This is a genomic window from Photobacterium rosenbergii, from assembly GCF_003026455.1.
GTDB classification, from domain to species: Bacteria; Pseudomonadota; Gammaproteobacteria; order Enterobacterales; family Vibrionaceae; genus Photobacterium; species Photobacterium rosenbergii.
In genome coordinates, this window is sequence record NZ_PYMB01000049.1 from 1 (window position 1) to 12,507 (window position 12,507).

General features: G+C 50.1%; 11 protein-coding genes. 4 read left to right on the forward strand and 7 right to left on the reverse strand.

All coding sequences use genetic code 11. The features are described 5' to 3' along the window. From C9J01_RS28985 to C9J01_RS29000, 4 genes are all read left to right on the forward strand, one after another. Positions 1-678, forward strand: a 678-nt coding sequence (locus C9J01_RS28985; RefSeq protein WP_107301525.1) for an SDR family NAD(P)-dependent oxidoreductase, incomplete at its 5' end; no start/stop codon positions are given. A 58-nt stretch (positions 679-736) separates the two neighbouring features. Next, on the forward strand, positions 737-1,741 hold the full coding sequence (locus C9J01_RS28990) for a cupin domain-containing protein (protein WP_107301526.1): 1,005 nt from the start codon (positions 737-739) through the stop codon (positions 1,739-1,741). Next, positions 1,741-2,457, forward strand: coding sequence for an alpha/beta fold hydrolase (locus tag C9J01_RS28995; RefSeq protein WP_107301527.1), 717 nt, complete (start codon positions 1,741-1,743; stop codon positions 2,455-2,457). The genes C9J01_RS28990 and C9J01_RS28995 overlap by 1 nt, the downstream gene beginning before the upstream one ends. A 234-nt stretch (positions 2,458-2,691) precedes the next feature. Further along, positions 2,692-4,065: a YjiH family protein gene (locus tag C9J01_RS29000; protein ID WP_107301528.1), complete on the forward strand. Its 1,374-nt coding sequence runs from the start codon at positions 2,692-2,694 to the stop codon at positions 4,063-4,065. A 48-nt stretch (positions 4,066-4,113) separates the two neighbouring features. On the opposite strand, the gene C9J01_RS29005 is transcribed toward C9J01_RS29000, so the two are convergent. The 7 genes from C9J01_RS29005 to C9J01_RS29725 form a co-directional block, all read right to left on the reverse strand. Beyond that, positions 4,114-4,965: a hypothetical protein gene (locus C9J01_RS29005; protein WP_107301529.1), complete on the reverse strand. Its 852-nt coding sequence runs from the start codon at positions 4,963-4,965 to the stop codon at positions 4,114-4,116. A 308-nt stretch (positions 4,966-5,273) separates the two neighbouring features. Next, positions 5,274-6,584 carry a dicarboxylate/amino acid:cation symporter gene (locus tag C9J01_RS29010; RefSeq protein WP_107301530.1) on the reverse strand — a complete coding sequence of 437 codons (1,311 nt, stop codon included), beginning with the start codon at positions 6,582-6,584 and terminating at the stop codon, positions 5,274-5,276. Between the two features lie 564 nt (positions 6,585-7,148). After that, positions 7,149-8,987: a V-type ATP synthase subunit A gene (locus tag C9J01_RS29015; RefSeq protein ID WP_107301531.1), complete on the reverse strand. Its 1,839-nt coding sequence runs from the start codon at positions 8,985-8,987 to the stop codon at positions 7,149-7,151. 20 nt (positions 8,988-9,007) lie between these two features. Continuing rightward, positions 9,008-9,688, reverse strand: a complete 681-nt coding sequence (locus tag C9J01_RS29020; protein ID WP_107301532.1) for a DUF2764 family protein — start codon at positions 9,686-9,688, stop codon at positions 9,008-9,010. Positions 9,689-9,736: 48 nt separating this feature from the next. Further along, the gene (locus C9J01_RS29025) at positions 9,737-10,420 is read right to left on the reverse strand and encodes a hypothetical protein (RefSeq protein ID WP_107301533.1); all 684 of its coding nucleotides are present in this window, start codon (positions 10,418-10,420) and stop codon (positions 9,737-9,739) included. A gap of 10 nt (positions 10,421-10,430) precedes the next feature. Continuing rightward, entirely contained in the window at positions 10,431-10,880 is a 450-nt protein-coding gene (locus C9J01_RS29030; RefSeq protein ID WP_107301534.1) for an ATP synthase subunit C, read from the reverse strand. A 3-nt stretch (positions 10,881-10,883) separates the two neighbouring features. Then, positions 10,884-12,507 (reverse strand): V-type ATP synthase subunit I (locus tag C9J01_RS29725; protein ID WP_107301535.1); only part of this gene is annotated, 1,624 nt, incomplete at its 5' end.

The following is a 12,507-nucleotide window of genomic DNA, read 5'->3' on the forward strand; positions in this document are numbered from 1 at the left end:
CAGCACCTCGCCCAATCAGGTTACCAAGTTATCCTGACCTTCAATGCCAATGCCGAGGCGGCCAACCAGGTGCTAGCCGGCATGGCAGGGCAGGGGCACCGTAGTTGCAAACTCGATGTGTCCGATAGCCAAAGCATTCAATCTTTGGCTGACCAACTGGCGGCTGACGGGCAGCGACTGGATCTGCTGGTCAACTGTGCCGGGACTACCCAGTATGTGGCCCACGATGATTTGGTCTCGTTGACAGACGAGCTCATCGACCGGATTTTTGAAGTCAATGTCCGAGCCCCGTTTGCCATGGTCCGCGCCATGCGTCCTTTGCTGGAAGGCAAAAACGGTTGTGTGGTCAATATAACCTCTATTGCCGCGCAGACAGCGATGGGCAGTAATATCGCCTATTGTGCCAGCAAGGCTGCTGTTGAAAACATGACCCGTTCACTGGCACGGGCTTTGGCCCCCGATATTCGCGTACTTGCAGTTGCACCGGGCTTGGTCGATACCGAGTTTGTCAAAGGGCTGGATAGTGAGTGGCGTGACCAGCAAGAGCAATCAACACCGCTGAAAAGGCTGGCCAATGCAGAGGAAGTGGCAAAAGCCGTTGTCGTGGCTGCCGAGCAAATGACGTTTTCTACCGGTACGACACTGGCGGTAGATGGTGGCCGCCCGCTGGGAGCCTAGCGTGGGAGCGGGCGCTCAATTGCAAGCTATCCTCTCTGTTACCAAAAGGATATGGAAAATGAACTTACAACAAGAAATTAATCAACAACTTGTCCGTTACATGGAATTGATCCCGGGTACCAGTGCGTTTATCGATGCGCGCACGCCGGGCAGCCACCTGAAAGATAATTTTTGTATTATTGGGGCCGGGGTAGCCGAAAGCAGCCGCCAGCACGTGCATATCCGAGATACCGCTGGCTTCAATATTGGAGCAGCAGGCCAGCCGCCGGGGATCAAAAACTCCCTTCATTCCCACCGCACGGCTGAATTGTTTGTGGTGTTCAAGGGCCAGTTCCGCCTCTATTGGGGCAATGATGGCGAGCATGATGCGGTATTGTCCAAAGGCGATGTGATTTCTATCCCGACCAACCTGTTCCGCGGCTTTGAAGTCGTCGGCCGCGATTATGGCTTTATGTATTCCGTGCTGGGCGGGGATGATTCGGGCGGCGGTGTCATTTGGCATCCCCAAGTCATCAAGAATAGCCAGGGCCACGGTTTATACCTACGTGCTGATGGCAGCCTGGCTGATACCCAGGCAGGTGATGAGGTCCCGGCCGAAGATGAATTGATGCCATTGCTGACCGAACAGCAGATGCAGCAGTTTGACACCTACACCACAGAGCAGATGATGCCGTTTGTAGCCCTGCAGAAGGACTACCGCCCGGTGGCGAATGATTTTGCCGGCGTGGAGTACCAACAATTCGCCCTGACCGGCAGCCCTCTTGCTAACTACGACTATCAGGTCAAAAGCCATGACGATGTCAGTATTCAGGCTTATAAGCTGGAAAATCAGGCCAAGCTACCTATGCATAGCCGCAAGGAGAAGCAAGTACTGATTAACTTCAGTGGTGATACCGAGGTAGAAATCAGCCATCAGGGGGAGTCAGCCACAGTATTGTTGACCACCGGTGATGTTCTCAATGTCCCTGTTGGCGCAGCACTCAGCCTTGCCAATGTTCGCGGCGAAAGTTTTACCTACTGCATTCTTGGCAGTGACCAACCAGAAAAGCCAGAGGTACTGTGATGAACCAATCCCTCCCGCTGTTGTGGTTACCCGGCTTGCTGTGCGACCAGCAACTTTTTGAGCCGGTCAATGTTCTTTTGCCGGAGCAGGTCGCTCCCGAGTGTGCCAGCCTGGATGTGGCCGATTCTATGCAGGCGCTCGCCAGCAAGGTACTGGAAGAGGCACCGGAGAGCTTTATCCTCGGTGGTTTGTCGATGGGAGGGATACTGGCTTTCGAAGTCTACCGTCAGGCGCCGGAAAGGGTAAAAGGTTTGGTGTTGATTGATACCAACGCCGCCGACGAGATGCCTGCCGTTACCGAGAAACGCGATGCATTGGTGGACCGTGCAATAGCCGGTGAATTTTCGGCCATTACGCGAGAGGTTTTGCTCCCTGTCCTTATCCATCCAAGCCGTATGGCGGATGTAATCTTGACTGACTCGATATGCGGTATGGCCGACAACATAGGTATCGAAGCTTTCATTGCCCATGCCAAGGCATTGGCAACCCGGCCAGATGCCAGGCCAATGCTGGCGGATATCCGGGTGCCGAGTTTGGTCATCTGCGGCAGGGACGATGCCTTATGCCCGGTGTCGAACCACTTGAAAATGGCAGAGCATATCCCGCAAGTCAGCTTGCACATACTTAATGATTGCGGCCATTTAGCCACGATGGAGCGCCCGCATGATGTGGCGCAGCACATTAGCCACTGGATAGAGGCTAATTGGCAGCGATAGGGAGAAACTGCGTAGTACCGGGTCATTGATTTTCATTGTTAGTGTTTGTTTGCTAGTTCCTATTCGGCCCGCTATCTTAGCGGGCTTTTTTTTAGCATTAAGTGTGAATTTATATTCTCTAAATGTGATTTTTTTTGCTGTTTGGGCTTGTCTCTGAAAGATATATCGATATAATCGCGATATTGAGAAATTATTCACTTTTATTGAAAGTGTAATCATTCAGGAAGCAGTAGAATGACAGATACCCTTTTAGCGCAAAACAACCACAAGACCAGCAGGAATGTGCTGATGTTCGCCATTCCATCGATACTGGGCTTGTTCTTCTTCTTGGCGCCGCTGACCGTCAACGGTGACTTTACCTTCCCGCTAGCCCTTATGGCTAAAGGCTTCAAGGCTGTGCTGGGTGACGCTATCCTGCCGTTAGTGACGGCAGTGATCTGTTTGTCTGCTGCTGTTTCAGTATTGGCAAGTGTGGCAAAGCCTACTTTTGTAACTCAATCTCCTTTGCTAACTCGCCTTTTCCTATTGAGCCCGACTTGGTTGGTTATTCGTACCCTGGGTGCGGTATTTACTTTGGCGGCACTTCACCAGGTAGGCCCAGAAATGTTCTGGAATGAAAATACCGGTGGTTTGGTGCTGCATGATCTGTTGCCTTCCTTGTTTGTCACTTTCATCTTTGCCGGTTTGCTACTGCCGCTATTGCTTAATTTCGGCCTTCTGGAACTGCTAGGTACCTTGCTAAGTAAGTTCATGCGTCCTGTGTTCAGGCTGCCGGGCCGCGCTGCGATTGACTGTATTTCATCTTGGTTGGGTGACGGTACGGTTGGGGTTATCTTGACCAGTAAGCAATACGAGCAGAAAAAGTATACAGCCCGTGAAGCTGCTGTTGTTGCGACCATGTTCTCGCCGGTTGGTATCTCTTTCTCGCTGGTGGTACTGACCCAGGTTGGCCTGCAGAATTACTTCGTGCCTTTCTATGCCGCGATTTGTTTGTCCGGCGTAGTTGCAGCCATGGTGATTCAGTTCCTGCCGCCACTGTCATATAAAAAAGATGTCTACATCGATGGTACGGCACCTAACCGTGATGACGAACTGGTACCTGAAGGCCAGTCAGCAATGAGTTTTGGTATGGACCTAGCCCTGCAGCGTGCTGATAAAGTGAAAAGCCTTGGCTCGGTAGCCAAAGAGGGTTTCCACAACGCGCTGGATATGGTGATTGGTGTCCTACCAGTGGTGATGGCAATCGGTACACTTGGCCTGGTTGTTGCTGAGACAACACCTCTGTTCTCGCTACTTGGCGCTCCATTTGTTCCACTACTTGAGCTACTTAACGTTGCTGAGGCACAAGCTGCAGCGCAGACCATGCTGGTAGGTTTCACCGACATGTATGTACCGTCAATTATTGCAGCCTCTAGCATCAACGCTGAGCTGACCAAGTTTGTTGTTGCAGCACTATCTGTTACCCAGCTCATTTTCATGTCAGAAACTGGCTCGGTGATCCTTAGCAGCAAGGTGCCAATTAACTTCCTTGAATTAGTTGCAATCTTCGTTCTGCGTACACTAGTGACACTGCCGATTATCGTCGCGATTGCACACCTAATTTTCTAAAGCCCTAGGCTAAAAAATCCAAACTGCTCCTTCTCTAATTGCCCGGTCTTAGTACCGGGCAATTATTTGCACGACCTTTTTATCTTCCCTTGCTGCCAACTCCGGCAACTTAATCGACAGCTCTGCCCCGATATGGCTAAGCACTAAATCAAATAAGTGGAACAAGGTATCTGACGCTTCCAGCGAGAACTGGTAGAGGTGGTATTTGACCAATTCCTTATCGTGCGCGTTTAAATCGATATTTTCATACTGGATAAACAGATTATCGATGATGAGCGGCGGCACGGCAGGATCATCCGGTAAATGCAGTTGTGCCATTCTACGTTTGAGGATCTGGGCGTGGAGCCCAAGCTCCCTAGCCATTACATCACTACCCATCTTGTAATTCTCAATCGCGTAACGGAACCGGCTCAGGCTGTCTATGGCATTGAGCATCACAGGCCACGTACCTTGGTAGTGTTTGAATAAATCTTCTTTCTCTGAGGTGATCAAGCATTGGGTTAGGGTATCGTCAATTAGGTAGAGAACATGGCGGATCGCTTTGCCATGGGTGGATTGGTTGCGCTGGACAGAATATCTCGGCCACTCATCCAAAATCGTTCCCAGCTGCTTATCGAGAATACGGTACATCGGTTTATTGGCGGTTTCTGCCTGGTTGATCAAGCTATGGATCAATGTCTTGATCGCAATAGATTCACTAAGGCTCTCCGAACGCGGTGGAACGCTTTTCAGGGCTTGGTGTGACTGGCGGCGATGGAAACGCAGTAAGTGGATGAGTTGGCGTAGGCCGATAATTTGGTTAAAACGGCTTTGCAGTATATCGCGTTGTTGGCGGGAGCGAATGATGACGGTACCAAGCGCTATGCCGACTAGGCAGAGGGTAAGAATAAAGTAGAGCATGCAGCCTCCCTAAACACACGAGTCCGGTTCTGGTAAGTAAAGCTGCAAGCACTATTCCATGATGGTTCAGATGACAGAAATATTTAATCTTTAACTATCAATTGCTTACTATGGTGTATTTGTTGGGTCTATAAAACGAGGTCGATAATGGTGCAGTGGTGGTGCAGGAATGTCATATCTTGGTGCAGAAGCTGATACCTGTGAAGCCGTACCTGAAAAGCTTAGGGTTAGAGCTATAGTTAGCAACTTGCAATAAAAAAGGCTCCCTGTTGGGAGCCTTGAATTAGGGGGAAATTGTTACCCGTTTCTTAAGAGTTTGAAATCGGGTGTAGGTGGACTTCTTCTTCTTTCTCACCCGCATGCGGGTCGTTGAAGCGGTCGATATCCATCTCACCTTCAGATTTCGCAACGATACAGGTTACACAGCTGTCACCCGTGATGTTAACGGCAGTACGGATCATATCCAGCAGACGGTCAACACCCATGATAATAGCGATACCTTCAACTGGCAGGCCAACCTGGTTCAATACCATTGCCAGCATGATTAGGCCCACACCCGGTACACCAGCAGTACCGATCGAAGCTAGGGTTGCCGTTGCAATGACCATTAGGTAATCACCCATGGTCAGGTCGATGTTAAATGCCTGGGCAATGAAGGCCGTCGCCACGCCTTGCATAATCGCAGTACCATCCATGTTGATGGTTGCGCCTAGCGGTACAGTGAATGAGGCGATACGGTTCTTAACACCAAGACGCTTGGTCGCTGTTTCCATGGTGACTGGAATCGTCGCGTTTGAAGAAGCCGTTGAGAAAGCGAACATGATCGCGTCTTCCATCTTCTTCAGGAACAGTTTCGGGCTCAAGCCTGTGAAGATCTTGAACAGTGAACCGTAAACAACGATACCGTGCAGCAGCAGGGTACAAGTCAGTACCAGGAAGTAACCGAATAGGTTGAAAATCGCATCAAGACCTAGGCCTGTGAACAGTTTTGCCATCAGGAAGAATACACCAAATGGGGCGATGTTCATCAGCAGGGCAACCAGCTTCATGATCACTTCGTTCAGGTCTGCGAAGATGCCTGCAATACGCTCGCCCGGCTTACCCGCAGCACTGATAGCAATACCGAACAGGATAGCGAACACGATGATTTGCAGCGTGTTACCGTTAGCCATCGAGCTGATTGGGTTGGTCGGGAACATGTCGATAATGACCTGGCCCAGTGACGGCGCTTCTCTAGAAGCGAAAGTGGTTGCGGCAGAAAGGTCTGCGCCTGCACCTGGCTTGAACACGTTACCCATGACCAGTGCCAGCGTGATGGCAATTGCGGTCGTAGTTAGGTAGAACGCCAACGTTTTACCGCCTAGGCGGCCCAGTGTGCTGATGTCTTTAAGTGTACTTGTACCGCATACCAGCGAGACAAAAACCAATGGCACTACTAGCATCTTCAAGCTTGCGATGAAGATTGCACCGCCAACCTCGAACAGGCCATTCACAATATATTCGTGGACAAAAGATGATTCAGCAAAAAGTGAACGAATAATGAATCCTGTCAAGATGCCCAGAACCATACCCAGGATAACGCGGCCGGTCAGGGACATTTTTTTCTTTTGTGCTTGCATGAATAAAACACTCCTTATAATTATTCACTCTGAAAATCTTTCACCAGAGCGCGGAGCAGGTTAACAGCACTTCACGTGTTAAAGCGAAGTAAAATGCCGTGCAATAATCAAAGATATGTTTCAGATCACACTTTTTTAGACAGTACGATATTCCGAAAACATATTTATTAACTGAATTTTAACGCACCCGGCAGTTTTTGGCCGTTTTTTGTGCTGATAAATCGATTTGAGCGAAAATATGCTAAGGTTTCGCCGAGTTTACACCTGATTTTAGGTGTCAGGGAAAGCCACTGTTAACATTCGCTTTTGCAGGATTTCATGGGGTTGAATGCCTAGAAAGGATTAGGTGTGACGAGAAGGTTAAATTCGCTGCGAAAAGGGTTGTCGGGTAGTGGTTAATTCTAATATTTAGCCAAAATTTGGGTGGGGTGTTTGGTCGGGTTGTATTGGAATATATATTTATCCCGAATGTGTTTTTAGGGTATGAAGTCTGGGGTATAGCAAACCAGCACCATCTGATAACAGATATGCTGGTTGCTATATATAAGCTTATGATTTTAAAGCTTATGCTGCCGTGGTTACGGTATCTTCCAATAGCATGTCGATACGTGAAACGTAATCGTGGTACTCGGCGGTATTATCTTTGGCGTAATGGAAGTTACGGAAGTAACGCGTCATGGCCGTAAAGTACTTACGTGCTTCGGCTTTATCAGCAAAGTCATATCCAGTGCGGATGACTTTCACCACCTTGGCAAAGATGAATTGCTGGCGCTCAAAACTACATGACGCATCGACTTCATCAAAGGCATCTTGCTGTAGGTAAACCATGTCAAGGAACAGTGCTTTCTGGTAAACCACGTAGTCTTCTAGCGAAATACCTTCCTCACCGGTTACCTGCATCATCTGGCCGATGCTGTCACCGGTCGATAGCAGTGCTTTCATTTCCTTAACTGTTGGTACCCATTCAGGACCTAGGTTTTCGGCATACCAGTCTTCAAGCTGGTCGAGGTAACGTGACCAGGAAATCAACGGGTCAATTGCCGGGTAGAAGCGCTTGTAGGCGCGGTCATACGACAGGCCAAGGAAGGTCTTGACGGTACCTAGGGTCGACTGGGTGACCGGCTCTTCGAAGTTACCACCGGCAGGGGAAACCGAACCGATCATCGTTAGTGAGCCATCAGTGCCGTTTTCGTTGTCAACCACACCACAGCGCTCGTAAACGCCCTTGATAGCCGAGTCCATGTACGCTGGGAAACCTTCTTCGCCAGGGATCTCTTCTAGGCGGTTCGACGTTTCACGCATTGCCTGTGCCCAACGAGACGTTGAGTCAGCCAATAGCAAGACGTTATAGCCCATCTGGCGGTAGTACTCGCCCAGAGTCAGGCCGGTATAAATAGAGGCCTCACGGGCAGCAACCGGCATGGACGAGGTATTACAGATGATCACGGTACGGTCAATCAGGGTACCGCCGTGCTTAGGATCCGGTAGGTGAGGGAATTCTTCAATGGTTTCAACCACTTCACCAGCACGCTCACCACAGGCAACTACGATAACAATGTCGGCATCACAGTAACGGGAGATACCGTGCTGCAGAACCGTTTTCCCTGAGCCGAATGGCCCCGGTACACAACCAGTTCCGCCTCGGGCAATCGGGAAGAAAGTATCAATGGTACGGGTTGTTGTAACCAGTGGCTCATTCGGGAATTTACGCTGGGTCTTTCCGCCGTTTTTGGTCAGGGTATTGGCGATAGACTGACGGACTGGCCACTTCTGGACCATGGTCAGGTTATGCTCTTTACCTCGGTTATCGGTAATGTGGGCAACGACGGTATCAACGGTAAAGTTACCTTCTTGGATCCAGGTAACTTCGACTTCACCTTTAATATAGAAGGGCACCATGATCTGGTGGGTAAAACGGCCTTCTTGTACTGTACCAAGCGATTGACCGGCACGGAGTTTGTCACCTTTCTTGGCAACGGCAGTAAAGGCCCAGGTTTCTGCTTTATCTAGGGCATCAACCTGCACACCGCGTTTAAGGAATTTACCGTGGATCTGTGCCAGACGCTCTAGTGGATTTTGCAGGCCATCATAGATTTGCGCCAAGATACCCGGACCCAAGTCGAGGCTGAGCATTTCGCCGGTTTGGATGATGCTGTCACCGACAGCAACACCCCGGGTGTCTTCATAAACCTGGATGTCGGCGGAATCACCGCGAACACGCAAGATTTCTGCCATTAGCATTTCATCAAGGCCATCGGTCTGTTTGCGGCTTGGCAGTACATAAACGACTTCATTTTTTACCAGTTGACCTTTTTCCCCATCGTTGAGGCGAATGGTCAGCGTGTCGCCAATGACAGCCGTTACGTGGGCTGTCGGCGTTTTATTGATTAATTCTGTGCTCATTGAACAACCTGTCTTCAAAATTAATGCGGTAGATCACTGGCGAATTCGCCCAGTGCATTTTCTACGAGTTGGTCGAATCGCTCGATGGCAATCTCGCTGTTGTAGGTGGTCCAGCGGAATACCAGATTCCAGCGCAAGAGATAAATAACAACAGCTTCGAAACTAAAGCGCTCTTTGGTACTGATGCGATCAAGTTCTTCCCAAACCGCTTCTAATAAGGCTTTTTCGAGCTCGAGGCTTTGATCGTGTTCCATGTACCGGGCAACATCCGGCAGCCATGGAAAAGCGAACTGCAAGTTAAAGTAGGGCACATTCCAATTACGGCGGATGAACTCATAGCGCGTACCGAAACTCCAGCGAGGGCCAGAAGGTGCTTTTTCCCCGGCTTTTTTGCGGCGTAAGGCTGCAACAACCGTTCGCATATCCAGGCGCCAATCAATCAGATCGCGAAGAACTTTGCTTTTGACTTCACTGCGCGCACGGGTGGCGAATTTGATCAGCTCGGCATCATCGGCATCATCCTTGGTGCGATCCCAATGCATGAGTTGCTCAATCATGTTGAGGTGCTTACGCTCATCAAAGGTGAGTGCACTCAATCGGCGTTCTAACTGGTAACGCGAGATCGGTGTGATTTTACTGTTAAACAGCGAATCGATATGCGGCAGTGACGTCAACAAGCTATGATATGCTTTATCAGACATATACGTTCCTTGTTAAAGGAGAAGCAGGGCAAGCCTGCCTCTTCTGTATTACTTGACGATACCTTCCAACAACGCGCGGAAACGTGGCTGGAGATGGTTTAGCATCATCTGGGTAACGGTTTCATCCGACAGCGCCACTTCGATATCTTTATCTTTCAAGCGGAACACAACGGCGTTCTTGTTATCTTCATTGACATTGAAAGTGACCCCTTCACGAAGCATTTCAGCGGCTTGCGCCACCGCGAAGTGGATCAGAGTACCTTCCTTAAGCTCTTCAGGGTTGGCACTCAAATCATTCACACCCACAACACGGGTCGGCAAGATAACTTCAACAGGCTCATCAGATTTGATAGCGCTGCGGCCTGCGACTTCGAGGATCATCTGCTGCAGTAGCTTTTCGTCTGTTAACTGGGTACCGACGGTCGCTTGGATTTGCTTAGCAAATTCATCCTGCAAGAACGCTTTCAGCTCTAAAATGGCGTTACGGTTAGCCATTTCAAACGCTTGTTTGCCTGCGGTTGAGATAAAGTCTGCTTCCTTGCGGGCATTGCCCAGGATTAGGCCGGCTTTATCACGCGCTTCTGCAACAATCGTTGAGGCTTCTTCTCGCGCTTCGGCAATGATTTGATCTGCAGCTTCTTTACCGGCATCGACACCTTCTTGGCGAAGGGTGTCGACCAGTTGCTTGATCCCTGCCGAGACAGGCGTGGTGTTTTGATTTTCTACTGGCATGGTCTGTTCCTTATGCGCCGATGTTAGCACCCATCACTAGCGCAAATACGAAAGCAAATACTGAGAAGCCTTCTACGATTGCCGCTGGAGCAATAGAAAGACCGAATACTTCAGGCTTGTTCTTCGAAGCGTTGATGGCTGCCGATACCGCCTGTCCCTGATAGATAGCAGAGAAAAGAAGTGCTAGACCTGTCATCAGGCCAACACCGAACAGGCCGCCAGCCGTTTCTGCATCTACACCGATACCGGCAAGGGTGAACATAATCACGATACCGTAGATAACCTGAGAGGAAGGCATGGCAGACAGGCCGATGTATTTACCGTAGCCAGATTCAACATCGAGCATGGCACCACAGGCTGCCTGACCGGCTACCGAACAGCCGATAGCTGAACCAATAGCACCCAGTGCAACAGGAGCGAACGCGCCCAACCAACCAAGTGCAATAACAAATTGTTCCATGTTTTAATCCTCTTTCTTCCGAAAAGCTTTGAATGGGTATCCTTCGTCAGATAGTCCCCAGTTAACAAATTCAATAACGTTCAGGCGCATACCGTGAACCACACCACTCATGACACAGAGAGCGAAGTTCAAGATATGGCCAAGCAATAAGATCAGGCCGCCAAACAGTACCCCAGAGACTGGCTGGGCTTCGACAACTTGGCCGGCAAGTGAGTTAAAGGTCATTGCCAGCGATGCACCTGACAGGCCAAGCGCAAACAAACGCATGTAGCTCAGGATGTCACCGAAGGCGCTGGTAATGTTGTAAATCGCCTTGGCACCATCGAGTACCCGCAATGCCATGTCCTTGCGACTGTTGATTGGTCGGTCGCTGCTATATACACAGACAAGTCCTGCGCCACCGAGCATCAGCAGTCCGCCAAGTCCTTTGCCGAACCAACTCCAGACTGCACCCGTCACACCAAACCACATCAACATGCCGCCAAACATCAGGGCCGCCCAACCAAGAGGTGCAAACGCCCGCTTGTGGGTACGGTTGATATAGGCTGTCATCACATTGGCGGTGATCAGGTGCATGACACCGATAAAGACCGAAAGCCGCATCATGGCGTTGTAATCGTTCATATCGATGATGTGGAAGAAGTCCCAGAAGCTGCCTTCGCTTGGTGAAATACCAAAGTAACTACCTGCCAGCACACCCCAGAAAATACCTAACCCAGACATGAACAAGCCCATATTCTTCAGTCGCTTGCCTTCTTCTGAAGCATCAAACTTTTCACGGAAGAACAAGATGATCAGGCCGAGGATGGCACTGTACATGGCATCATTCATGATCATTGCGAAGAACAATGAGAATGAATAGAACACCAGGTTACCCGGGTCCCAGGCACGGTAGTTAGGCGTTTGGAAGAAGCCCATCGCTTCTGCACCACCACCGGTAAGCTCGGAGTTTTCCAGTAATGTTGGTGGCTGGTCCTCATCCTTGGGATCTTCGAACAACACCGCAGAACCATAGACATCAGCCATTTCTATCACTGCGTCTTGGGCATCGGCAGGCATCCATCCCTGAATAAGGAAGAACTCGCCTTCGTCCTGGACACCTGATGAAGCAAGCAGCAGTTCTGCCTTGTCTTGGCTCGCCGCCAGCGATTGACTCAGCGGGTAGATCCAACGGGTCAGGGCTTCACGCTCTGCCATCAAGTCCTCAAGGTGCTGTTCGGCAATCTCAAGGTGTTCCTCGACTTTGGACAGGCTATTTCCACCAATGTGGGAACGGTCAATCGGAAGCAACGCGGGATCGGGCTCAGACTCAGACACAATGACAACATAGGCGTTTTTCTGATCACGGTGCACCTCTTGCCAAGGTAGCTCTACGTCTGACATCGCAGACAGCTTTTTCAATGGCAGCAGGTAAAACCAGAAGCGCAAGTTTTTGATTGTGCTAATATCAGGCAGTTCAAACTCCCCCCAAGGGCGAAGTAGCTGCAGGCGTTCCTTAAGCAAGTCGCGCTTGTCCTGCTGCTCACGGATATGGCGTTTGTTCTCGAGAATTTGTCCGACCAATTCATCGACATCAACCAAATCCTTGTCCTTGACCGGGCGGCGCCGACGCTCGACGCGGCTCAGC

Coding starts and splice junctions, on each gene's coding strand:
- C9J01_RS29005 (WP_107301529.1), bottom strand. CDS start 4,965: ATGCTCTACTTTATTCTTACCCTCTGCCTAGTCGGCATAGCGCTTGGT.
- C9J01_RS29010 (WP_107301530.1), bottom strand. CDS start 6,584: ATGCAAGCACAAAAGAAAAAAATGTCCCTGACCGGCCGCGTTATCCTG.
- C9J01_RS29020 (WP_107301532.1), bottom strand. CDS start 9,688: ATGTCTGATAAAGCATATCATAGCTTGTTGACGTCACTGCCGCATATC.
- C9J01_RS29025 (WP_107301533.1), bottom strand. CDS start 10,420: ATGCCAGTAGAAAATCAAAACACCACGCCTGTCTCGGCAGGGATCAAG.
- C9J01_RS29000 (WP_107301528.1), top strand. CDS start 2,692: ATGACAGATACCCTTTTAGCGCAAAACAACCACAAGACCAGCAGGAAT.
- C9J01_RS28995 (WP_107301527.1), top strand. CDS start 1,741: ATGAACCAATCCCTCCCGCTGTTGTGGTTACCCGGCTTGCTGTGCGAC.
- C9J01_RS29015 (WP_107301531.1), bottom strand. CDS start 8,987: ATGAGCACAGAATTAATCAATAAAACGCCGACAGCCCACGTAACGGCT.
- C9J01_RS29030 (WP_107301534.1), bottom strand. CDS start 10,880: ATGGAACAATTTGTTATTGCACTTGGTTGGTTGGGCGCGTTCGCTCCT.
- C9J01_RS28990 (WP_107301526.1), top strand. CDS start 737: ATGAACTTACAACAAGAAATTAATCAACAACTTGTCCGTTACATGGAA.